Source organism: Cupriavidus sp. 8B (assembly GCF_054589115.1).
Genome location: NZ_BAAILO010000381.1, coordinates 52,042 through 74,615, shown reverse-complemented (window position 1 = coordinate 74,615; position 22,574 = coordinate 52,042). Strand labels below are relative to the sequence as shown.

19 protein-coding genes and 1 tRNA gene are annotated in these 22,574 nt (G+C 65.9%); 13 read left to right on the top strand and 7 right to left on the bottom strand.

What is annotated here, in order from left to right:
• Positions 1-18: 18 nt before the first annotated feature.
• Positions 19-105: transfer RNA gene (locus ACYP5B_RS35875), tRNA-Leu, on the bottom strand.
• Positions 106-174: 69 nt separating this feature from the next.
• Here ACYP5B_RS35875 and rnr point away from each other — a divergent pair.
• From rnr to ACYP5B_RS35860, 3 genes are all read left to right on the top strand, one after another.
• Positions 175-2,766 (top strand): ribonuclease R, encoded by a 2,592-nt coding sequence (gene rnr / locus ACYP5B_RS35870; protein ID WP_267603607.1) that lies wholly within the window; start codon positions 175-177, stop codon positions 2,764-2,766.
• Between the two features lie 88 nt (positions 2,767-2,854).
• Positions 2,855-3,598, top strand: coding sequence for a 23S rRNA (guanosine(2251)-2'-O)-methyltransferase RlmB (gene rlmB / locus ACYP5B_RS35865; protein WP_459572811.1), 744 nt, complete (start codon positions 2,855-2,857; stop codon positions 3,596-3,598).
• Positions 3,599-3,615: 17 nt separating this feature from the next.
• Entirely contained in the window at positions 3,616-4,374 is a 759-nt protein-coding gene (locus tag ACYP5B_RS35860) for an SIR2 family NAD-dependent protein deacylase (RefSeq protein WP_459572810.1), read from the top strand.
• Positions 4,375-4,467: 93 nt separating this feature from the next.
• On the opposite strand, the gene ACYP5B_RS35855 is transcribed toward ACYP5B_RS35860, so the two are convergent.
• Genes ACYP5B_RS35855 through tal form a run of 3 tightly spaced genes read right to left on the bottom strand, consistent with a single transcriptional unit; the run spans position 4,468 to position 6,143 of the window.
• The gene (locus ACYP5B_RS35855; RefSeq protein WP_459572809.1) at positions 4,468-4,902 is read right to left on the bottom strand and encodes a PIN domain-containing protein; all 435 of its coding nucleotides are present in this window, start codon (positions 4,900-4,902) and stop codon (positions 4,468-4,470) included.
• Positions 4,899-5,186 (bottom strand): FitA-like ribbon-helix-helix domain-containing protein, encoded by a 288-nt coding sequence (locus ACYP5B_RS35850; RefSeq protein WP_459572808.1) that lies wholly within the window; start codon positions 5,184-5,186, stop codon positions 4,899-4,901. Before ACYP5B_RS35850 ends, ACYP5B_RS35855 begins: the two co-directional genes overlap by 4 nt.
• Before the next feature lie 18 nt (positions 5,187-5,204).
• The gene (gene tal, locus ACYP5B_RS35845) at positions 5,205-6,143 is read right to left on the bottom strand and encodes a transaldolase (RefSeq protein WP_459572807.1); all 939 of its coding nucleotides are present in this window, start codon (positions 6,141-6,143) and stop codon (positions 5,205-5,207) included.
• A gap of 174 nt (positions 6,144-6,317) precedes the next feature.
• Between tal and rpiA the strand changes: the two genes are divergently transcribed.
• Positions 6,318-7,004, top strand: a complete 687-nt coding sequence (rpiA, locus tag ACYP5B_RS35840) for a ribose-5-phosphate isomerase RpiA (RefSeq protein WP_267603601.1) — start codon at positions 6,318-6,320, stop codon at positions 7,002-7,004.
• Between the two features lie 105 nt (positions 7,005-7,109).
• On the opposite strand, the gene ACYP5B_RS35835 is transcribed toward rpiA, so the two are convergent.
• On the bottom strand, positions 7,110-7,385 hold the full coding sequence (locus ACYP5B_RS35835; RefSeq protein ID WP_006157784.1) for an oxidative damage protection protein: 276 nt from the start codon (positions 7,383-7,385) through the stop codon (positions 7,110-7,112).
• 110 nt (positions 7,386-7,495) lie between these two features.
• Positions 7,496-8,932 (bottom strand): amino-acid N-acetyltransferase, encoded by a 1,437-nt coding sequence (gene argA, locus ACYP5B_RS35830; RefSeq protein ID WP_400097553.1) that lies wholly within the window; start codon positions 8,930-8,932, stop codon positions 7,496-7,498.
• Positions 8,933-8,955: 23 nt separating this feature from the next.
• Between argA and hrpA the strand changes: the two genes are divergently transcribed.
• From hrpA to ACYP5B_RS35800, 6 genes are all read left to right on the top strand, one after another.
• Positions 8,956-13,212 (top strand): ATP-dependent RNA helicase HrpA, encoded by a 4,257-nt coding sequence (hrpA, locus tag ACYP5B_RS35825; RefSeq protein ID WP_459572806.1) that lies wholly within the window; start codon positions 8,956-8,958, stop codon positions 13,210-13,212.
• Between the two features lie 197 nt (positions 13,213-13,409).
• A complete protein-coding gene (locus ACYP5B_RS35820; RefSeq protein WP_459572902.1) occupies positions 13,410-14,336 on the top strand; it encodes a YVTN family beta-propeller repeat protein in 927 nt (308 codons plus the stop codon).
• Positions 14,337-14,442: 106 nt separating this feature from the next.
• Positions 14,443-15,312 carry a polysaccharide deacetylase family protein gene (locus ACYP5B_RS35815; protein ID WP_459572805.1) on the top strand — a complete coding sequence of 290 codons (870 nt, stop codon included), beginning with the start codon at positions 14,443-14,445 and terminating at the stop codon, positions 15,310-15,312.
• A complete protein-coding gene (locus ACYP5B_RS35810) occupies positions 15,312-16,286 on the top strand; it encodes a sterol desaturase family protein (RefSeq protein WP_400100914.1) in 975 nt (324 codons plus the stop codon). Before ACYP5B_RS35815 ends, ACYP5B_RS35810 begins: the two co-directional genes overlap by 1 nt.
• A gap of 124 nt (positions 16,287-16,410) precedes the next feature.
• Positions 16,411-17,286 carry an EI24 domain-containing protein gene (locus ACYP5B_RS35805; protein ID WP_459572804.1) on the top strand — a complete coding sequence of 292 codons (876 nt, stop codon included), beginning with the start codon at positions 16,411-16,413 and terminating at the stop codon, positions 17,284-17,286.
• Between the two features lie 12 nt (positions 17,287-17,298).
• Positions 17,299-18,132, top strand: a complete 834-nt coding sequence (locus tag ACYP5B_RS35800) for a competence/damage-inducible protein A (protein WP_400100911.1) — start codon at positions 17,299-17,301, stop codon at positions 18,130-18,132.
• 85 nt (positions 18,133-18,217) lie between these two features.
• Here ACYP5B_RS35800 and ACYP5B_RS35795 read toward each other — a convergent pair whose 3' ends face one another.
• A complete protein-coding gene (locus ACYP5B_RS35795; RefSeq protein WP_400100910.1) occupies positions 18,218-18,682 on the bottom strand; it encodes a rhodanese-like domain-containing protein in 465 nt (154 codons plus the stop codon).
• A 575-nt stretch (positions 18,683-19,257) separates the two neighbouring features.
• Here ACYP5B_RS35795 and ACYP5B_RS35790 point away from each other — a divergent pair.
• The 3 genes from ACYP5B_RS35790 to glnL all read left to right on the top strand — a co-directional run bounded on the left by ACYP5B_RS35790 (position 19,258) and on the right by glnL (position 22,526).
• On the top strand, positions 19,258-20,673 hold the full coding sequence (locus ACYP5B_RS35790) for a 3-hydroxylaminophenol mutase (protein ID WP_035867014.1): 1,416 nt from the start codon (positions 19,258-19,260) through the stop codon (positions 20,671-20,673).
• A 220-nt stretch (positions 20,674-20,893) separates the two neighbouring features.
• On the top strand, positions 20,894-21,370 hold the full coding sequence (locus ACYP5B_RS35785) for a DUF4124 domain-containing protein (RefSeq protein WP_459572901.1): 477 nt from the start codon (positions 20,894-20,896) through the stop codon (positions 21,368-21,370).
• Between the two features lie 4 nt (positions 21,371-21,374).
• Positions 21,375-22,526, top strand: a complete 1,152-nt coding sequence (gene glnL / locus ACYP5B_RS35780) for a nitrogen regulation protein NR(II) (protein WP_400100907.1) — start codon at positions 21,375-21,377, stop codon at positions 22,524-22,526.
• Positions 22,527-22,574 lie beyond the last annotated feature (48 nt).

Sequence of the window (22,574 nt, the reverse complement as noted above, 5' to 3'; positions counted from 1 at the left end):
CGGGTTTTCCGTTTGATCTGGTGCCCAGGAGAGGACTCGAACCTCCACAGTGTTGCCACCGCTAGGACCTGAACCTAGTGCGTCTACCAATTTCGCCACCTGGGCGGGCGTCGAAACAACCGAAGCGCTCATTATAGCGACCGCAAATCGTTTGTCAAATAATTCTAGAAAAAATTGAATCAGAATAACTATCCGATCCCTAGTCGGGAAGAAATCCTTGGCGTCCTGAGGACGTCGGGGTCGCCCTTGTCGGGCGGCGATATCGCCAAGGCGCTCGCCGTCACGCGCAAAGAACACGACGGCTTCCAGAAACGCCTCGCCGCCATGGAGCGCGACGGCCAGATCGAACTCAACCGCAAGGGCCGCTACGAGCTGGCCAACCAGCCCAACTTCGTGGTCGGCCGTGTGCAGGGCCATCGCGATGGCTTCGGCTTCCTGATCCGCGACGATGGCGATGACGACATCTTCCTGCCGGAGCGCGAGCTGCAGAAGGCCATGCACAACGACCGCGCCCAGGTGCGCGTGATCGGCTACGACCGGCGCGGCCGGCCCGAAGGCCAGATCGTCGAGATCCTCGAGCGCGCCAACCGCTACGTGATCGGCCGCCTGCTGAGCGAAGGCGGCGTGCTGGTGGTGGCGCCCGAAGACAAGCGCATCAGCCAGGACATCCTGATCCCGCCCAAGGCACAAGGCAAGGCGCAAGTCGGCCAGGTGGTCAGCGTCGAGATCATCGACTACCCCGATCGCTACGTGCAGCCCGTGGGCCGCGTGGTGGAAGTGCTGGGCGACTTTGATGATCCCGGCATGGAAATCGAAATCGCCGTGCGCAAGTACGGCGTGCCGCATGAATTCTCGGATGCCTGCGCCAAGGAAGCCGCCGACCTGCCCGACGAGGTGCGCGAGTCCGACCTTGAGCACCGCATCGACCTGCGCGATGTGCCGCTGGTGACCATCGACGGCGAAGACGCGCGCGACTTCGACGACGCCGTTTACTGCGAGCCCGTCAAGATCGGCCGCTCGAAGGGCTGGCGCCTGGTGGTGGCCATTGCGGACGTATCGCACTACGTGCGGCCTGGCACGGCGCTGGACGCCGATGCGCTGGATCGCGCCACCTCGGTGTACTTCCCGCGCCGCGTCATCCCGATGCTGCCGGAAAAGCTCTCCAACGGCCTGTGCTCGCTGAACCCGCAAGTCGACCGCCTGTGCATGGTGTGCGACGCCGTGATCACCGCCAAGGGCGAGCTCAAGGGCTATCAGTTCTATCCCGCCGTGATGCATTCGGCGGCGCGCCTGACCTATAACGAGGTCTGGTCGGTGCTGTCCAACACCAAGGGCCCGGAGGCGCACAAGCGCGCCGACCTGGTGCCGCACCTGCAGAACCTGTACGAGTTGTTCCAGGTCCTGCTCAAGGCGCGGCGCGAACGTGGCGCGATCGACTTCGACACCACCGAGACCTATATCGTCTGCAATGCGCAAGGCAAGATCGAGCAGATCCTGCCGCGCACCCGCAACGACGCCCACCGCCTGATCGAGGAGTGCATGCTGGCCGCCAACGTGTGCGCCGCCGACTTCCTCGAGCGCTTCAAGCATCCCACGCTGTACCGGATCCACGCCGGCCCGGGCGAGGAAAAGCTGAAGAACCTGCGCGAGTTCCTGCGCACCGTCGGGCTTTCGCTGGCCGGTGGCGACAAGCCGCAGGCAGGCGACTACGCCGATGTGATGGACAAGATCAAGAGCCGTCCCGACGCGCCGATGCTGCAGACCATGCTGCTGCGCTCGATGCAGCAGGCGGTCTACAGCCCGGACAACATCGGCCACTTCGGCTTGTCGTACGAGGCTTACGCCCACTTCACCAGCCCGATCCGCCGTTACCCGGACTTGCTGACGCACCGCGCCATCAAGGCCGTGCTGGCGCATACGAAGTACAGGCCGGCGTTTGCCCCGGGCACTGCGCTGAATACCGCGATCGCGCCCAAGGCGCGCCGCATGCAGGCCAAGGACGCCGCCGAGAAGGCCGAGCGCAGCGCCGCGCGCGCCCAGCGCAACGAGGCCATCTGGGACGAGCTCGGCCTGCACTGCTCGGCCAACGAGCGCCGTGCCGATGAGGCCTCGCGCGATGTGGAAGCCTGGCTCAAATGCTACTTCATGCGCGACAAGCTCGGCAGCGAGTATTCGGGCACCATCAGCTCGGTTACCTCGTTCGGCATCTTCGTGCAGCTCGATGAGCTCTACGTCGAAGGCCTGGTCCATGTCACCGAGCTGGGCAGCGATTATTTCCAGTATGACGAAGCGCGCAACGAACTGCGCGGCGAGCGTACCGGCATCCGCTACCGCCTGACCGACCGTGTCCGCGTGCAGGTTTCGCGCGTGGATCTCGATGCACGCAAGATTGACTTCCGCCTGGTGCAGGAGCCGTCGGCCAAGAGCCTGCGTGGCCGCGCCCCGACCGCCGACGCCGCGCCGCGCGTGCCCGCCGCGCATGCCGTGCCCGCGCGCAAGAAGGGCCGTCAGCTGGCCGCGCTGCTGGGTGGCAGCTCCAAGCCGGAAGAGTCGTTCGACGAAACGCTGGACCGCGTGATCGAAGAGCAGCCGGTGTTCGAGGCTGTCATGACGCCGGTCAAGCCGCACGTGGGGCAGGGCGCCAAGGCCGGCGGCAAACCGGCCAAGCGCGCCGCCAAGCCCAAGCCGCAGCATCTCGGCTCGACGCACAAGGGTGGCGCCAAGCCGGCCGGCAAGAGCAGCCGCGCCTCGCGCAAACGCACCTGACGGCCAGGGGGCCGGCGCCGGCTTGTCCGGCTCCGGCTCCCTGGCTCCGGACACGGGGCAAGCCCCGGCGGGAATGTACAATCTCGCCATGGCTAAACAAAAACTCCTGATCGGCTTTCACGCCGTCACCGCGCGCCTGCGCCAGGACGCCGCTGGCGTCACCGATGTCTACGTAGAATCCGCGCGGCGTGACCGCCGCATGCAGGACTTCATCCGCCTTGCCGAAAGCCTCAACGTCCGCCTGCACCCGGTGGACGCCGAGCGCCTGCGCGGCATGGCCGGCACCGACCGCCACCAGGGCGTGGTCGCCCGCGCCGAAGATGTGGCGCTGGCCCTCAATCTTGACGAACTGCTCGACGGCATCGAGGGCACGCCCTTGCTGCTGGTGCTCGACGGCGTCACCGATCCGCACAACCTGGGCGCCTGCCTGCGCGTGGCCGATGGCGCCGGCGCGCACGCCGTGATCGCCCCGAAGGACCGCAGCGTGGGTTTGAACACCACGGTGGCCAAGGTGGCCAGCGGCGCGGCGGAAACCATTCCCTACATCACCGTCACCAACCTGGCGCGCACGCTGCGCGAGTTGCAGGAACGCGGCATCTGGGTGATCGGCACTGCCGACGGCACGGAAAAAACGCTTTACGACGTCGATTTCAAGGGCCCGATTGCCCTGGTGATGGGCGCCGAAGGCGAGGGCATGCGCCGCCTCACCCGCGAAACCTGCGACGAGCTGGTCGGCATCCCGATGGCCGGCGGCGTGGAAAGTCTGAACGTCTCCGTGGCCAGCGGCGTGTGCCTGTATGAGGCGGTGCGCCAGCGCCGCCTGAAGCGCTGAGCGCTGGGGCGGAATCCATGAAGGCGGACATCGACGCACAGGCGCTTGCGGCATCGCGCCGCCTGATCGGCGAAGCCACCAACATCATGGTGCTCACCGGCGCGGGCGTATCGGCCGAGTCCGGCGTGCCCACGTTCCGCGACGCCATGACCGGCCTGTGGTCGCGCTTCAATCCCGAGGAACTGGCGCAGGAGGACGCCTACCGGCGCCAGCCCGCGCTGGTATGGGAGTGGTACCTGCACCGGCGCGAACTGGTGGCGGCCACGCATCCCAACCCGGCGCACATCGCCCTGGTGGCGCTCGCGGCACAGAAAACCGTCACCCTGGTCACGCAAAACGTGGATGGTCTGCACCAGCGTGCCGGCAGCCCCGATGTGATCGAGTTGCACGGCAACCTCTTCGCCAACAAATGGCTGGACGGCTGCGGCCGTTGCGACCCGGCGACCGCCGTGGCCGGCGTGCCGCCGCGCTGTTCCCTCTGCAATGCCATGATGCGCCCCGGCGTGGTGTGGTTTGGCGAGGAACTGCCGCGGGTGGCGCGCTATCGCGCCGAGCACGCGGCCGAGCAGTGCGACCTCTGCATCGTGGTGGGCACCTCCGGCCTGGTCTATCCGGCTGCGGGCCTGCCCGGCGCCGCCAAGGACCATGGCGCGCATGTCATCGTGGTCAATCCCGAGCCCTCGGCGCTGGATCAGACCGCCGACATCGTGCTGCGCGGCCCGGCCGGCGTGATCTTGCCCTTGCTGTGGGACGGCGCGCCTGCGACGCCAGCCTGAACCCGCTCGCCGCCTGGATTCCAGGGCGGCTTGCCGATCTGTCTTCTCACCCCCATGGATCGACGATATCGATTCCGCATTCCACAAAGTCCTTCACGTTTCGCGTCGCGAGGTGAGCCCTCGCGAACGGGCTATCGCGGCGATCATGGCATCGAACTGGCTGATGGGCTTGCCCAGGTTCCTGCGTAGTGCTGTGATCTCTGCGTAGGCGTAGGCGTAGGCGTAGGCGTAGGCGTAGGCGTAGGCGTAGGCGTAGGCGTAGGCGTAGGCGTAGGCGTTGGCAGCGTCGCTGTCGAAGTTCAGCACTTGTCCTGCCAGTTCCTCGTTGAATATGGCGAGGATGGCTGCCAGCAACCCCTGCTGGCGTCGACCGTCGGGCAGGACTTTGATGCCATGAAGCATCTCGGCACGTGTCACCGATGTGGTGAAGAGCGTCGCGCGCGGCTGGGCGGCCATCCATGTCAGCACCCTGCCTTCTGGTGCCGGCCTCAGCAGTTCCGACAGGACATCGGTGTCCAGGAGAATCATTTGCCGAGTTCCTGCGGTTCGCGGATGGCTTCGCGGTGAGGGAGGTCCAGATCGATTTCGCCTAGTGGCGCAATCCGGCTACGGATGGCCTCGACCAGTGTTGGCACGCGCACTGGCTCAGTCGAAAGTGCGCTGCGCAGGATGGCCCGAGCTTCGTCTTCCATGGACCTGCCGTGTTGAGCGGCACGCACGCGCAATCGAGCCTTGAGTTGTTCATCCAGGTTTGAGGCGGCTGGCGGCTGGCGTCTTGCTTCGAGGGAGATGTCGTCCTGTCTTAGCGGCACCGTCCGGTGCCGCCCCCCTCAAGCCGTAATCAACGCCTCCAGCTTCACGGCATCCGCCGCAAACGCGCGAATCCCCTCAGCCAGCTTTTCCGTCGCCATTGCGTCTTCATTCAACTGCCAGCGGAAGGCCGCCTCATCGCATTCGATGCGGGCGATATTGCCGGCCTGCGCCTGGTCGACCGACAGCTTGCGCGCGACCGTGCCTTCGCTGGCGGCCAGCTTTTCCAGCAGGTCCGGGCTGATGGTCAGCAGGTCGCAGCCGGCCAGCGCCAGGATCTGCTCGGTGCTGCGGAAGCTGGCGCCCATCACCTCGGTCGTGTAGCCGAACTTCTTGTAGTAGTCATAGATCTGGCGCACCGAACGTACGCCGGGATCGTTGTCGCCGGCATTAGCGGCGGCGTCCCATTTGTCGCCGGCTTGCTTCTTGTGCCAGTCCAGGATGCGGCCGACGAAGGGCGAGATCAGTTGCGCGCCGGCCTCGGCGCAGGTAACGGCCTGTGCCAGCGAGAACAGCAGCGTCATGTTGCAGCTGATGCCTTCGCGCTGCAGCACTTCGGCGGCGCGGATGCCTTCCCAGGTGGAGGCGATCTTGATCAGCACGCGCTCGCGCGCCACGCCACGCTGCTCGTACAGCGAGATCAGGTGGCGGGCCTTGGCCACCGTGGCTTCGGTGTTGAAGGACAGGCGCGCGTCGACCTCGGTCGACACGCGGCCCGGCACGATGGCCAGGATCTCGCAGCCGAAGGCGATCAGCAGGGCGTCCATCACGGCGTCGATGCCGTCATTGGCGCGCACGGCCTTTTCCAGCAGGGGACGGTACTCGGCCTTCTGGACGGCCTTGAGAATCAGGGAGGGATTGGTGGTGGCGTCCTGCGGCATGTACTGCTTCATCACCTGGAAATCGCCGGTGTCCGCCACCACGGTGGTGAACTGCTTGAGCTGATCGAGCTGGTTCATGGTCAGTGAGTTGCTATTAAGGGTTGGTGATGGCGCAGGACCAAAACGGCAGGCCCCGGGCGCCGCGCTGATGCTTGCCTCGGGCCATTGTACCGTCGGCTCGCGCCCACGCCGGGGATGTCACGGCATTCCGGTACACTATACGGTTTCCCCCAAAGCAGATGGGCTGTTGTCATGACACAGGATGAACTCAAGGCGCTGGTGGCGCAAGCCGCGGCCGACTATGTCAAAGAGGTAGTGCCGGCGGGCTCGGTGCTGGGCGTGGGCACGGGCTCCACGGCCAACCTCTTTATCGATGCGGTGGCGGCGTTCAAGGAACGCTTTGCCGGCGCGGTCTCCAGTTCGGAGGCTTCCACGCGCCGCCTGCAGCAGCACGGCTTCAAGGTCTTGGACCTGAACGAGGTCGACGAGATCCCCGTGTATGTCGACGGCGCGGACGAGATCGACGCCAGCGGCGCCATGATCAAAGGCGGCGGCGGCGCGCTGACGCGCGAGAAGATCGTGGCCTCGGTGGCGAAGCGCTTTGTCTGCATCGCCGACGGCAGCAAGCTGGTGGATGTGATGGGTGCATTCCCCCTGCCGGTGGAAGTGATTCCGATGGCACGCGCTGCGGTCGCCCGCCAGCTGGCTGCATTCGGCGGCCAGCCGCGCCTGCGCATGACCAAGGAAGGCGGCATCTTCAAGACTGACAACGGCAATGTGATCCTGGATGTGGCTGGCCTGAAGATCAGCAATCCGAAGTCGATGGAAGAAGCCATCAATCACATGCCGGGCGTGGTCACGGTGGGGCTGTTTGCCCTGCGCGGCGCCGATGTGTTGCTGCTGGGCACGCCGGATGGCGTGAAGCGCAGCGATTATTGAGTATCTGCCGGTCCCGCTGGAGGACCGTAGATGCATGAAAAAGGGTGCCGTAACAGGCACCCTTTTTGTTTTCCATCGCGCGGCGCGAAACCGCGCTCAGCCAGATCAGGCAGCCGGCGGCGGCACGTAGCCCTGTGCCTGGTCGGCGCCTTCGCCGAAGAAGTACTTCTCGGTTTGCTTGAGCAGGTACTGGCGGGCCCGGGTGTCGGCCATGTTCAGGCGGTTTTCGTTGATCAGCATGGTCTGGTGCTTGAGCCAGCCGGCCCAGGCTTCCTTCGACACGCTTTGCCAGATCTTCTTGCCGAGTTCGCCCGGCAGCGGCGGCAGGTCAAGCCCTTCGGCTTCTTTGTTGAGCTTGACGCATTGAACCATGCGGGCCATGGGGAACTCCTTGTTTTCGTGTGAGGTAGCCGGCAGGCGAGGCGGCCGGCCGTTGCGATGCCGCTATTGTAACGAAGCGGGGGCCAGCCTTCAGGCTACCCCCACCGCCGTCACAGTTTCTTCATCAGCACCATCGACTTGCGCTGCCAGTTGTAGAGCTTGCGCTTGTCTTCCGGCAGGTCGTCCACGGTGGCGTGGACAAAGCCGCGCTTGAGGAACCAGTGTTCCGTGCGGGTGGTGAGCACGAACAGGCGGTCAAGGCCGAGGCTGCGGGCGCGGCGCTCGATACGCTTGAGCAGGCGCTCGCCGTCGCCGGTGCCCTGCGCTTCGGACGACACCGTCAGGCAGGCCATCTCGGCCATGCCTTCGCGCGGGTAGGGGTAGAGCGCGGCGCAGCCGAACAGCACGCCATCGTGCTCGATCACCGAGAAGTTGGCGATGTCGCGCTCGATCAGGTGGCGTCCACGTGGCACCAGCGTGCCGTCCTGCTCCAGCGGGGCGATCAACTGCAGGATGCCGCCGACGTCGTCCAGCGTGGCTTCGCGCAGGCTTTCCAGGTCGGTGTCGGAGATCATGGTGCCGACGCCGTCGTGCAGGAACAGTTCCAGCAGCACCGAGCCGTCCAGGTGGAAGGGGATCAGGTGGGCGCGCGGCACGCCGCCCTTGAGCGCCTTGACCAGGTGTTCCAGGTAATAGGAGACGTCGGGCGGCAGGTGGTTGTTCTGCAGCCGCTCGATGGCGGTGCGCAGCGACATTTCCGGCATCAGCTTGCCGACCGGGTCCTGCACGCCGGGGACCTCGGTGATGAATACCAGCTTGTCGGCCTTCAGCGCGATGGCGGTGGCGCTGGCCACGTCTTCCATCGACAGGTTGAAGGCCTGGCCGGTGGGCGAGAAACCAAGCGGCGAGAGCAGCACGATCTTGCCGTGCGACAGCGACATACGAACCGACTCGCCGTCGATCTTGCGCACCAGCCCGGTGTGCTGGTAATCCACGCCGTCGACAATCCCGAGCGGGCGGGCGGTGACGAAGTTGCCGGAGATCACCGACAGCTGCGCGCCCGCCATGGGCGTGTTGGGCAGGCCCTGGCTGAAGGCGGCCTCGATATCCAGGCGCAGTTCGCCGGCGGCTTCCTTGGCGCACTCCAGCGCCGCGTTGTCGGTCACGCGCACGCCGTCGGCGAATTGCGACTCGACATGGCGCAGCGCCAGTTGCTCCTCCACCTGCGGGCGCGAGCCGTGCACCAGCACGATCTGCATGCCCATGGCGTGCAGCAGGGCCACGTCATTGACCAGGGCGTTGAGGATGTTGGCCTTGACCAGCTCACCGCCGAAGGCGATCACGAAGGTCTTGCCGCGGAAGGCGTGGATATAGGGCGCGACCGCGCGCAGCCAGTCGACGAACTGCTGGTGGTCGGGGGCGCCGCGCTCGACGGGGTCGGCGCTGGTGGCAGGCGCGGGGAGCGCGCAAGGGTCGGTGACGGGCAGGGGCTCGTCCAATTCGGAGGGCGCGGGCGCGTCGGCTGGCGTGTCGGTTCTTGCATTCATGCCGCGGATTATAATCCCGGCCAATGTCAGCACAACGCCCCGCCAAACCTTTGTCGCCGGATCGGAAAACCGATGCCGGCCGCCCCGCGCCCAAGGCCGCCCCCTCGCCAGCCCAGCCCGCTGTCCAGCCCGTCGCCAGGCCGGCGCGCGCACATGCCCTGGCCGCTGCGCCGGCGGCCGGCCAGCGCCCGGACGGCCGCCAGCAAGGCCGCCAGCAAGGCCGCCAGCAAGACCGCCAGCAAGACCGCCAGGATCAACGCCCGCCAGGACGGCAGGACGGGCGCCGCCCGCCTCAGGGGGCAAGCGGTGCAGCAGGTCGCTCCGGCCCGCCGGCCGAACGCCAGCCCGGTCAGCCGGGCCAGGCCCGGCAGGCCAGGCCGCAGCCGGCGGATGGCACGCCCCGGCCGCCGCGCCCGGAGCACCTGGATCGGACCGAACGCACCGAACGCCCGCCCCGCGAGGCGAGGCGCCCAGTGCGCCAGGCCAACCCGCTCCCGCCCATCACCTTCCCCGAGGCGCTGCCGGTATCCGGCCGCCGCGAGGAGATCGCGCAGGCGCTGCTGAACAATCAGGTGGTGATCGTCTCCGGCGAGACCGGTTCCGGCAAAACCACCCAACTGCCCAAGATCTGCCTGTCGATCGGGCGCGGCCCGGGCGCGGACGGCAGCGGCGGCCTGATCGGCCACACGCAGCCGCGCCGGATTGCCGCCACCTCCACGGCCAAGCGCATCGCGCAGGAGATCGGCACGCCGCTCGGCGAGCACGTGGGCTACCAGGTGCGTTTCAACGACACCATGTCGGCGGGCGCGTCGGTCAAGCTGATGACCGACGGCATCTTGCTGGCCGAGACGCAGAACGATCCGCTGCTGCGCGCCTACGACACCATCATCATCGACGAGGCGCACGAACGCAGCCTCAATATCGATTTCCTGATCGGCTACCTGAAGGAGATCCTGCCCAAGCGGCCGGACCTAAAGCTGGTCATCACGTCGGCCACCATCGACGCCAACCGCTTCGCCGAGCACTTTGCGCAGGGCGGCAAGCCCGCGCCGGTGATCGAGGTCAGCGGGCGCCTGTATCCGGTGGAGATCCGTTACCGGCCGATCGAGAAGGACAAGCCGGCGCCGGGCGAGGGCGCGCCCAAGTCCGCGCAATCGAAGGATCGCGACCTGTTCGACGGCATCGTCGAGGCCGTGGACGAGTTGTGCCGGCTCGGCCTAGGCGATGTGCTGGTGTTCCTGCCCGGCGAGCGCGAGATCCGCGAGGCCGCCGAGGCGCTGCGCAAGCACCATCCGCCGCATACCGAGATCCTGCCGCTGTTCGCGCGCTTGTCGGTGCAGGAGCAGGAACGCGTGTTCCGGCCGTCCAACGCGCGGCGCATCGTGCTGGCCACCAACGTGGCCGAAACCTCGCTGACCGTGCCCGGCATCCGCTATGTGGTGGATACCGGGATGGCGCGGGTCAAGCGCTATTCCTACCGCAACAAGGTCGAGCAACTGCAGATCGAGGCGATCTCGCAGGCCGCCGCCAACCAGCGCGCAGGGCGTTGCGGCCGGGTGGCCGACGGCGTGTGCATCCGGCTGTACGAGGAAGCCGATTTCATCGGCCGCGCGCGCTTTACCGATCCGGAGATCCTGCGTTCATCGCTGGCTGCGGTGATCTTGCGCATGAAGGCGCTCAAGCTGACCGCGATCGAGGAGTTCCCCTTTATCGAGCCGCCGCTGGGCCGCGCCATTGCCGACGGCTACCAGTTGCTGCAGGAGCTGGGCGCGGTGGAAAGCGTGGGCGACGACGCCAACGCGCTGACCCAGGTCGGCCGCCAGCTGGCCCGCCTGCCGCTGGACCCGCGCGTGGCCCGCATGACGCTCGCCGCACGCGAGCACCATTGCCTGCGCGAGGTGCTGATCATCGCCAGCGCGTTGTCGGTGCAGGATCCGCGCGACCGTCCGCAGGAGGCGCAGGAAGCCGCCGACCAGGCCCACCGCAAGTTCATGGACGAGCGCTCCGAGTTCCTGGGCTGGGTCAAGATGTGGAAGTGGTTCGAGGACGCGGTGGCCCACAAGAAGACCAACCGCCAGCTGCAGGACCAGTGCCGCGCCAGTTTCCTCTCGCATGTGCGCCTGCGCGAATGGCGCGACGTGCATTCGCAGCTGCTGACCACCGTGACCGAGCAGGGCTGGAAGCTCAACGAGAGCGAGCCCACCTATGAGCAGGTGCACAAGGCGCTGCTCACGGGTTTGCTCGGCAACGTAGGTTGCAAGATTGAAGACGCCGACGGCCGCGGGCGCGAGTACCTGGGCGCGCGCGGCATCAAGTTCCACCTGTGGCCCGGCTCGCTGATCGCGCGCAAGGTCGGCCGCTGGATCATCGGCGCCGAACTGATCGAGACCAGCCGGCTGTTCGCGCGCACGCTGGCCAAGATCGAGCCCGAGTGGCTGGAGCAGGTTGGCCGGCATCTGCTGCGCGTTAGCTGGAGCGATCCGCACTGGGAGAAGAAGTCCGGCCAGGTGATGGCGATGGAGCGCGCCACGCTGTATGGGCTGGTGGTCTACCAGCACCGGCGCGTGCACTACGGGCCGATGAACCCGGCGCAGGCGCGCGAGCTGTTTATCCGCCGTGGGCTGGTGGAGGGCGAGTTCGATACCAAGCTGCCCTTCTTCGCCCACAACCAGCGCCTGACGCGCGAGATCGAAAACCTGGAGCACAAGGCGCGCCGCCAGGACGTGCTGGTCGACGATGAGCTGATCTTCGCGTTCTACGATCGCCTGGTCCCCGCCGAGATTCACCAGCAGACTACCTTCGAGCAGTGGTACCAGGCCGAGAGCGCGCGCGACCGCAAGCTGCTCTACCTGAACCGCGAAGAGCTGATGCGGCACGAAGCGGCCGGCATCACCACCGACCTGTTTCCCAAGCTGATGCCGGTGGCGGGCGTGGATATGTCGCTGACGTACCACTTCGAGCCCGGCAGCCATCGCGATGGCGTGACGCTGACGGTGCCGCTGTACGCGCTCAACCAGGTGCGCCCGGAGCGAGCCGACTGGCTGGTGCCCGGCATGGTCAAGGAGAAGGTGCACCTGCTGCTCAAGTCGCTGCCACAGAAGCTGCGGCGCCATTGCGTGCCGCTGCCGGACTACGCGGCGGGCTTCGTCGATCGCAATGCCTTTGGCGAGGGCGAGTTGCTGGATGTGCTGATCGCCGACATCCGCGAGCAGACCGGCACCATGGTCAAGCGCGCCGACTTCAAGCTGGAAACCTTGCCCGCCCACCACGCCATGAACTTCAAGGTGGTGGACGAGCATGGCCGGCAACTGGACATGGGCCGCAACCTGGCGCAGTTGCGCGCCGAATTTGGCGGGCAGGCGCAGCAGTCGTTCCAGAGCATCGCCGCGCGCGACGTGCCTGCGGCCGAGGCGGGGCAATACGAAAACCTGACCAGCTGGTCCTTCGGCGAACTGCCTGAGCTGCTGGAGGTCCGTAAGGGCAACCAGACGCTGTACGGCTATCCGGCGCTGGTCGACCACGCCACGCATTGCGACGTGGAGGTGTTCGACGATCCGCAGGAAGCCGCGCGCATCCATCAAGCCGGGCTGCGCCGCCTGTTTGCGTTGCAGTTGCGCGAGCAGGTGAAGTTCCTGGAGAAGAACATTCCAGGCATGCAGCAGATGGCGATGCAGTACATGACGCTGGGCACGCAGGAGATGTTGCGCGACCAGATCGTGATGCTGGCGCTGGAGCGGGCCTGCCTGCAGGCGCCGCTGCCGCGCAACGAGGCTGAGTTTGCCGCCCGCAAGGAAGAAGGGCGCTCGCGCCTGAGCTTGCTGGCGCAGGAGATCGCCCGGCTGGTGGGAGCGGTGCTCGCCGAGTATGCGACGCTGCCGCGCAAGCTGATCCAGGCCAAGCCGTTCGCCGCGGCGCACGCCGATATGCAGGCGCAGCTGACGCAGCTGATGGGCAAGCATTTCGTGGCCGATACGCCTTACCTGCAGCTGGTGCATTTCCCGCGCTACCTGAAGGGCATCGCCATGCGCATCGACAAGATCAAGGGCGATCCGGCGCGCGACACCCAGCGGCTGCAGGAAATCACGCCACTGCTGCAGCAATGGCAGCGCGCGCAAACGCAGTTGCGGCAGCAGGGCCGGGGCGTGGAAGACGCGCGCCTGGACGAGTTCCGCTGGATGCTGGAGGAGCTTCGGGTGGCGCTGTTCGCGCAGGAGTTGCGCACGCCGGTGCCGATGTCGGTCAAGCGGCTGCAGAAGGTGTGGGAGGCGATGCAGCGCTGAGGTCAGGGTTGCCCGGCTTTCGCGCGAGCGCTAGCCCGCGCGGAGATTGTGACCAAATGTTAGTTTGTTGCGCTACGTCATCGGATCGCAGTCCGGAAACGTTAGAATGCTCGATTAAGTCATTGTTTAACGGTCTTATGCTTGCATTGCGTCGTGTAGTTTCCGGGTTTGCCGCCATCGGCACCCTGGCCTTGGGGATGGTAGCGGCGCCGGCGTTGGCGGAAGTGGTGGTGGTGCTCAATTCGGGTGATGCTACCGTCACCTTGATCGATAAGGACACCCAGAAGGTGCTGGAGACGTTCCCGGTCGGGAAGGAGCCGCACCACCTGATCGCCACCCCCGACGACAAATCGCTGATCGTCGCCAATGCGGTCGGCAATGACCTCGTGTTCCTCGACCCGGTTACCGGCAAGGTCCAGCAGCGCGTGCCCAATATCGACGATCCCTACCAGATCGGCTTCTCGCCCGACCAGAAGTGGTTCCTGACCACGGGCAACCGCCTTGATCGCGTTGACGTGTATCGTTGGGACGGCAAGGCGCTCAAGATCGCCAAGCAACTGCCGCTGGCCAAGACGCCGAGCCATATCGCCTTTACCGCCGACAGCCGCGTTGCCTTCGTCACGCTGCAGGATTCCAACGAGGTGGTCGCCATCGACCTGCCCACGCAGACCGTGATGTGGCGCATGAATGCCGGCTCGGCGCCGGCGGGCGTGTGGGTTACGCCGGACCAGAAATACCTGCTGGTGGGCATGACCGGCGCCGACTACGTGGCCGTGATCGACTGGCACACCCGCACCGTGGTCAAGCAGATCCAGACCGGCAAGGGCGCGCACAATTTCCGCGCGGTGGGCGACAAGCGCCACCTGTTCCTGTCCAACCGGGTCTCCGGCACCATCAGCATCGTCGACCAGCAGACCCTGACCAAGGTCGGCGACATCACCGGCCTGCCGGCCGGCCCGGACGACATGGAGCTGACCGCCGACGGCAAGACCTTGTGGGTGAGCTTCCGCTGGGCGCGTGCGGTGGGCCTGATCGACGTGGCCAGCCGCAAGCTGGTCAAGACCATCCGTGTGGGCCGCTCGCCGCACGGCATTTATTTCCGTACCCGCGCACCGCTTTATTGAGCGGGGGCGCCCGGCCGCGCGGCCGGGAACACTGTGGCGGGCGCGGCATCGAACTAGTAGGGCCGCCGCCACTCCAATGCAGTCACAGGAAATCAGGACAGGCATCATGAGCAAGCATTCGCAGTCCCGGTTGCCCCGCGCTTTGGTCCGCGCGGTGGCTGCCGGGCTTGCAGCCACCGGACTGGCGCTAGCCGCCGGGCCGGCCAGTTCGGCGGGCCCGTTGCCCGCCGCCGCGCCCCAGGCCTGCCGCGCCGGCACGCTCTACCTGACCTTCGATACCGGCAGCATGAGCCAGGCGGCGCTGATCGCCGACACGCTGCGCCGGCACCATATCAAGGCGACGTTCTTCCTCGCCAACGAACCCACCATCAACAAGGACAGCTCGCTCGATCCAGGCTGGGCTGCGTACTGGAAGACGCTGGCTGCCGACGGCCATGTCTTTGGCAGCCATACGTTCGACCACGTCTACCTGCGCGGCGTGCGCGACGGCAAGGTCACCATGCGGCCGCAGTTCGGCGCGCATGCGGGCCAGGACGTAGTCATGGACCAGCAAAGCTTTTGCAGCGAGCTGAGCCGCAGCGCGCAGGCACTGAAGAGCCTCAGCGGCGCAACCATGTCGCCGCTGTGGCGGGCGCCGGGAGGCCATACCGCGCCGCAGACGCTGCAATGGGCCGAGCAGTGCGGATTCAAGCACGTGGCCTGGGCGCCGGCCGGCTTCCTGGGCGACGAGCTATCCTCCGAGCGGTTCTCGAACAAGGCGCTGCTGGACCGCGCATTGCGCGACCTGCGCGATGGCGACATCGCCATGGCCCACCTCGGCATCTGGTCGCGCAAGGATCCCTGGGCGCCCGGCGTGCTGGAGCCGCTGATCAGCGGCCTGGAGCACAAGGGCTTCTGCTTTGCCACGTTGCGCGAGCATCCTGCCTATCGTGACTGGCTGCGCAGCCAGTCAGCCACCGTAGCCGGGAGCCGCTGATGCTCGACCTGCTCAACGGCTGGATCGGCCAGATCGAAGCCACGCTGTTCCAGGACGTGATCCTGCCTGTGGTCTACCAGCTTGGCCTGGGCGGCTATGCCGAGGACGCCTTCACGGGTACCGAATGGCTGCTGGTCGGGCTGGTGCAGATCGTGGTGATGGTACTGATTCTCGGGCCGCTGGAAAAGCTGCGCCCGGTCGAGGCCGTGACCGACCGCGCCGCCATTCGCACCGACATCCTCTACACCGTCGTGCATCGCCTCGGCCTGTTCCGGCTTGCCATGTTCTTCCTGCTCGGTCCGCTGATGGATGGGCTGGAAGGGCATCTGCGCCTGCTCGGCTGGCAGCGGGTCAATGTGGAAGACTGGTGGCCGGCTGTGACGTCGATCCCGCTGGTCAGCTTCTTTATCTACCTGTTGCTGTTCGACCTGCTCGATTACTGGTACCACCGGCTCTCGCATACCTACCGCTGGTGGTGGAGCCTGCATTCGCTGCATCACAGCCAGCGCCAGATGACGCTGTGGAGCGACAACCGCAACCACCTGCTCGATGACATGCTGCGCGACGTGGTGTTCGCGGTGGCGGCGCTGGCGGTGGGCGTGGAGCCTTCCCAGTACGTGCTGCTGGTGGCGCTGTCGCAGTTGCTGCAGAGCCTGCAGCATGCCAACCTGCGCCTGCACTTCGGCGCCTTGGGCGAGCGGCTGCTGGTCTCGCCGCGCTTTCACCGCACGCACCATGCGGTGGGGCTCGGGCACGAGGCGATCGGCCGGCCGGCCAAGCTGGGCGGGTGCAACTACGGCGTGATCTTCCCCTGGTGGGACATGCTGTTTCGCACCGCCGTGTTCACCGACGTCTATTCCCCCACCGGCGTGCGCGACCAGATGCCGCCGCCGGCAGGCAAGGGGCGCGATTATGGCGCCGGCTTCCTGTCCCAGCAGTGGTACGGGATCAAGCGCTTGCTGCGGCTCGGCTGAGGCGGCCCTGCTGCCGGTCGCCGGCGCCAGGCCTGTCATCGCTCCCTCGAATGCATCCCCCGCCACGGCGGGTGACGTGTGCTAGTCTATCCGTCCCCGCTTTCGTGGAAGCCAAACTTACTGCATGAACGACATTTTTCGCGCACTAGGCCGTGCCCTGATCAGCCAGTTGCATCCGCGCATGCTGATGCTTACCGTCCTTCCTTTCCTGCTCGCTACCGGGCTGTGGGGTGGCTTGCTGCTGTGGGGATGGGAGCCGATCATGGCGGCGGCGCGCGGCGTGCTCGAAACGTCGGTGCTGACCAGCTGGATCTATGGCGCGCTCGACTGGTTCGGCCTGCAGTCCCTGCGCACGGTGGTGGCGCCGCTGTTCGTGATCGCGCTGATGATCCCGCTGGTGATCGCCTCCATGCTGGTGTTCATCAGCTTGTTCTCGGTGCCGGCCGCGGTGCGGCACCTGGAGCGCAGCTATCCGGACCTGGTCAAGGCCAAGGGTGGCAGCATGGTGGGCAGCGTGTTCCAGGCGCTGGGCAGCACCATGGTGTTCCTGCTGCTGGCGCTGGTGACGTTGCCGCTGTGGCTGATCCCGCCTTTCTTTGCCTTGATCCCGCCCTTGCTGTGGGGCTGGCTGACCTATCGCGTGATGACCTACGACGCGCTGGCGCAGCATGCCACGCCGGAGGAGCGCAAGACGCTGATGAAGCGCCATCGCATGGCCTTGCTCTCCATCGGGGTGGCGGTGGGCCTGCTGGGATCGGCGCCGACGCTGATCTGGGTGGCTTCGGCGGCGCTGATTTTCCTGTTCCCGTTCGTGCTAGCCGGCACGCTGTGGCTGTACGTGCTGATCTTTATTTTCTCGGCGCTGTGGTTCGGCCATTTCTGCCTGCGCGCGCTGGAGCAATTGCGCGCCGAACGCGCTGCCGCGGCAGCCGCGGCGGCGCCGGTGGTGGACGTTATCGATCTGGCGCCGTCCGACGTGCGGCGCATTGAACAATCCTGAAGCGAGGGCATCATGGGTTTCGGCCTGATCGTCATTGGTGACGAGATTCTGTCGGGGCGGCGCGAAGACAAGCATATGCGCCGTGCCATCGAGCTGCTGGCGGCGCGCGGGCTGGCGCTGGACTGGGCGGAGTACGTGGGCGATGAGCGCGCGCGCATCACCGCCACGCTGCGCCGCACGTTCGCGGGCAACGATGTGGTGTTCTGCACCGGCGGCATCGGCGCCACGCCCGATGACCACACCCGGCAGTGCGCCGCGGCCGCGCTCGGCGTGCCGCTGGAGCTGCATCCGGATGCCCGCGAACAGATCGCCTTGCGGATCGCGGAGACCGCGGCGGGCGATCCGGCCAAGGCCGACCTGAACCTGCCGGAAAACCAGCATCGCTTCAAGATGGGCGAATTCCCCGCCGGGGCGCGCATCATCCCGAACAGCTACAACCGCATACCGGGCTTTTCCGTGGCCGACCATCATTTCATGCCGGGCTTCCCGGTCATGGCATGGCCCATGATGGAGTGGGTGCTGGATACCTACTATCCCGACCTGTTTCATCAGGCGGTGCAGGTGGAACGGTCGTTCCTGGTGTTCGAGGCGCCGGAATCCACGCTGACGCCGTTGATGGAGCGGGTCGAGGCCGTCTTCGAAGGCATCCGCGTGTTCAGCCTGCCGTCGGTGGGTGACGCCAAGCGCGGCGAGCTCTATGCGCGTCGCCACATCGACCTGGGCGTGAAGGGCCTGGCCGACCAGGTCGAGCCGGCCTATGCCATGCTGCGCGAAGGCGTGCAGGCGATGGGCTTCGAGCTGGTGGAGGTTGCGGCGCGGCGCCCGGGAGATCCGGCAGGGGACTGAGCCGGGGGAGCGGGCCCGATGTGGCCGGCGCAATGAAAAACGGGACAGCATGGCTGTCCCGTTTTGATTTTCACGTTCCCGAGGTTCAGGCGCCGTGCCAGGGCAGGCCGCGGAAGCACCAGCCTTCCACCGTCTTGCGGTGGTGCTGCTCATCGCGAGCGCCTTCGAAGCCTTCCAGCACGTCCATTGCGAACTGATAGCCGGCTTCCGTGGCAACGCGGGCAGCATGCTTGGAGCGCGCCGCACTGCGGCACAGGAACAGCACGGGCACATCGGCGGGTACGCGCGCCTTGAGCTGCGCGATAAAAGCGGCATTTTGCGCGCCGCCCGGATAGCTGCTCCATTCCACATGCGCCGATTGCGCTTCCGGCAGGTCTGGCCCGCCGATCCAGTCGAGTTCGGCCTGCGTGCGCACGTCCACCATCACGGCGGCCGGGTCGCCCAGCAGCAGGGCAAAGGCTTCCTGCGGGGAGAGGGCGCCGAAGTACGGCAGTTGGTTTTGCTGCTGGCGCTCGCGCGCCGCTTGGAGTAGATCGTCTCGGGTGGTCATCTGGGTGACAAAATCGGTGGGTGAAATGGCATCTGGCAGAGCCTGCTAGAGATATTCTAGCGCGCCGGGCGTGCTCGCCGGCGCGTTTGGCAGCGAGCGGCAGGCAGCGAACGGCATCGGATGCGCCGGCCTGGCCGCGCCGCGGGCATGCTGAGAGCAAAATCCTGCACCGCAAGCAGGCAATGCCGCTCGGTCCTCGCCAAAATGTTCTAATCTGGTGCGTTAGCACAAAAATAGTGCAATAGGACGCACCAATGCACGATTTTGGTGATTTTCCCGGTGAGCGGGGAGGGCAGCCGGCGTCCCCGGAATGAGGCGCAAGCCGAACGGATTTATGCGTATGCCATATGCGGCACCCGAAACGCGCCTGGCCCCCCGTATCGCGCCGCATGGCTGCACTTTTTTCGGGAACGCAGGGGTAACTAGGGGGTTGCCTTGGCATGCTTTCTGCTAACATTCCTCGTCCCTTTCGTGGCCGATCTTTGTGTTGTCGCAAATGCCTTTGAGGCGTTGCACCGCAGAGATCGACGCAAGAATGGCTTTTCTAGATTCAGCCGAATTTCCAGGAGATAGGCATGGCCCACAGCGTTGCAGATGTGATGAAGCTTGTGAAGGAAAACGACGTCAAGTTCGTCGATTTCCGTTTCACCGATACCAAAGGCAAAGAGCAGCACGTGTCGGTACCCGTGTCGCACTTCGATGAAGACAAGTTTGAAAGCGGCCACGCTTTCGACGGCTCGTCGATCGCCGGCTGGAAGGGTATCGAGGCTTCGGACATGCTGCTGATGCCGGATCCGAATACCGCTAACGTCGATCCGTTTTACGAAGAACCGACCCTGATCCTGACCTGCGACGTGGTTGAGCCGTCGGATGGCAAGGGCTACGACCGCGACCCGCGTTCCATCGCCAAGCGCGCCGAGGCTTACCTGAAGAGCACCGGCCTGGGCGACACCGCCTTCTTTGGCCCGGAACCCGAGTTCTTCATCTTCGACGGTGTGACCTGGAACATTGACATGCAGGGTTGCTCCGTCAAGATCCAGTCGGAAGAAGCACCGTGGTCGTCGGGCAAGGAATTCGAGCACGGCAACAGCGGCCACCGTCCGGGCAAGAAGGGCGGCTACTTCCCCGTCGCCCCGATCGACACGTTCCAGGACATCCGTTCGGAAATGTGCCTGATCCTGGAATCGCTGGGCATCCCCGTGGAAGTCCACCACCACGAAGTGGCCGGCCAGGGCCAGAACGAAATCGGCACCAAGTTCAGCACGCTGGTGCAGCGCGCCGACTGGACGCAACTGCAAAAGTACGTGATCCAGAACGTTGCCCACACCTACGGCAAGACCGCCACCTTCATGCCGAAGCCGGTCGTTGGCGACAACGGTTCGGGCATGCACGTGCACCAGTCCGTATGGAAGGATGGCCAGAACCTGTTCGCAGGCAACGGCTACGCTGGCCTGTCGGAATTCGCGCTGTACTACATCGGCGGCATCATCAAGCATGCTCGCGCGCTGAATGCCCTGACCAACCCGGGCACGAACTCGTACAAGCGTCTGGTGCCGGGCTTCGAAGCGCCGGTCAAGCTGGCCTACTCGGCTCGCAACCGTTCGGCTTCGATCCGTATTCCGTACGTTGCCAACCCGAAGGGCCGCCGCATTGAGACCCGCTTCCCGGATCCGCTGATGAACCCGTACCTGGGCTTCTCGGCGCTGCTGATGGCTGGCCTGGACGGCGTGCAGAACAAGATCCACCCGGGCGAAGCTGCCGACAAGAACCTGTACGACCTGCCGCCGGAAGAGGATGCAAAGATCCCGACCGTGTGCTCCAGCCTCGACCAGGCCCTGGAATACCTGGACAACGACCGCGAGTTCCTGACGCGCGGCGGCGTCTTCTCCAACTCCATGATCGATGCCTACATCGAGCTGAAGATGGAAGAAGTCACCCGCTTCCGCATGACCACGCACCCGATCGAGTTCGACATGTACTACTCGCTGTAAGGCGAGGCGTTGCCAGGTTGTGACCGGGCAACAGTTGCACCAGGAAGGGGCGGCTTCGGCTGTCCCTTTTTGTTTTGATCGCTGGTTTGATCGCTAGAATGGGGCTCCTTTCCCACCATCCCTGCTGATGTCAATGGACGCGCTCGAATTCCCGCTTTCCTCGCTTGGACCAATGCACCGGTTCGGTGCCACCATGCACGTATCGGCGGCCGCCTGCGCCATGCTGGCGCTTGTGCTGCTGTGCTGGAGCCGGCCGGCCCCGGCGCAGTCGGATATCTTTGTCTGCGCTGGCCCCAACGGCGTGCCTGAATACCGCAACGGCAACGGGGGCAAGGGCTGCAAGCGGCTCAGCCTGCCGGAAGTCACGACGGTGCCGGGCGGGCGCGTGAGCGCCCCGTCGGCAGGCAAGGGTGGCGCGCCCGCGGTCGCGCCCACCGCGTTTCCGCGCGTGGACAGCGCGACCCAGAAAAGCCGCGATGGCGAGCGCCGCGCCGTGCTTGAGCAGGAGCTGCAAAGCGAGGAGGCCAAGCTGGCCGCGCTGCGCGCCGAGTTCAACAACGGCCAGCCCGAGCGCCAGGGCAATGAACGTAACTACCAGAAGTACCTCGACCGCACCGCTACGCTGCGCGACGACATCGCGCGTGGCGAGGCCAATGCCGCTTCGCTGCGGCGCGAACTCTCCAATTTGAAGGACTAGCACTATGCGTCGCCTGATTCGCAGCGTCTCGCGCAAGGTAGCTTCGGCCGGGGCTGGCACGCCGGCCGAGGATGGAGCCGTGGTGCTGCCATTGGGCGATGTGTCCTACCACCAGGGGCTGGACGTGGTCGCCAACCCCGTGCTGCTGGTGCGCCAGCCCGGCCTGCGCATCGTCTACGCCAATCCCGCCGCCGAGGCCAGCTTCGCGGTGTCGCGCAAGGCCATGGTGGAGCTGTCGCTGGCGGACCTGTTCGGCGCCTCGGATGAACTCGGCAACATGATCGAGACCGTGATTTCGCGGCAGTTCGATGCGCGCCGGCAGGATGTGGTGCTGCACCCGCCCCTGCAGGAGCCGATGCACGCGCACGTGGTGATCGGCGCGCTGGATGCCACGGCCGACACGGTGCTGGTGGAGGTGCTGCCCAACGAGCAAAAGGTCCGCAGCGAGCGCGAGGAGCGCATCCTAGACCTGACCTCGGCCAACAAGGAGCTCATCCGCAATCTTGCGCATGAGATCAAGAATCCGCTGGGCGGCATCCGCGGCGCGGCGCAATTGCTTGAGTTCGAGTTGCCAGACCGTTCGCTGCGGGAGTACACCCAGGTCATCATCAAGGAGTCGGACCGCCTGCAAACGCTGGTGGACCGCCTGCTGGAGCCGCATCGCCATCCGCACATCGTGTCCGACCTCAATATCCACGAGGTGCTGGAGCGCGTGCGCTCGGTGGTGCTGGCCGAATTCCCCTCCGGGCTGGATATCGTGCGCGACTACGACGCGAGCCTGCCCGACCTGCGCGGCGACATGGAGCAGTTGATCCAGGCCGTGCTCAACATCGTCCACAACGCCGCCCAGGCACTCTCGGAGCGCGTGGCGCGGGGCGATGCGCAGATCATCCTGCGTACCCGGGTGGCCCGCCAGGTAACCATTGCGAAGCGATTATTCAAGCTGGCATTGGACTTGCATGTCATTGATAACGGTCCGGGCATCCCCGAGGATATTCGCGAACGCATCTTCTACCCGCTGGTGTCGGGCAGGGACGGCGGTAGCGGCCTCGGTCTCACACTCGCTCAAACCTTCGTGCAGCAGCACGAGGGCTTGATCGAATGCGAGAGCCGGCCTGGCTGTACCGACTTCCGTATCCTGCTGCCCCTGCATTGATCGCATCGGCGACAGCAATTGGAACTGCCCCAATGATTGCTGCCGACC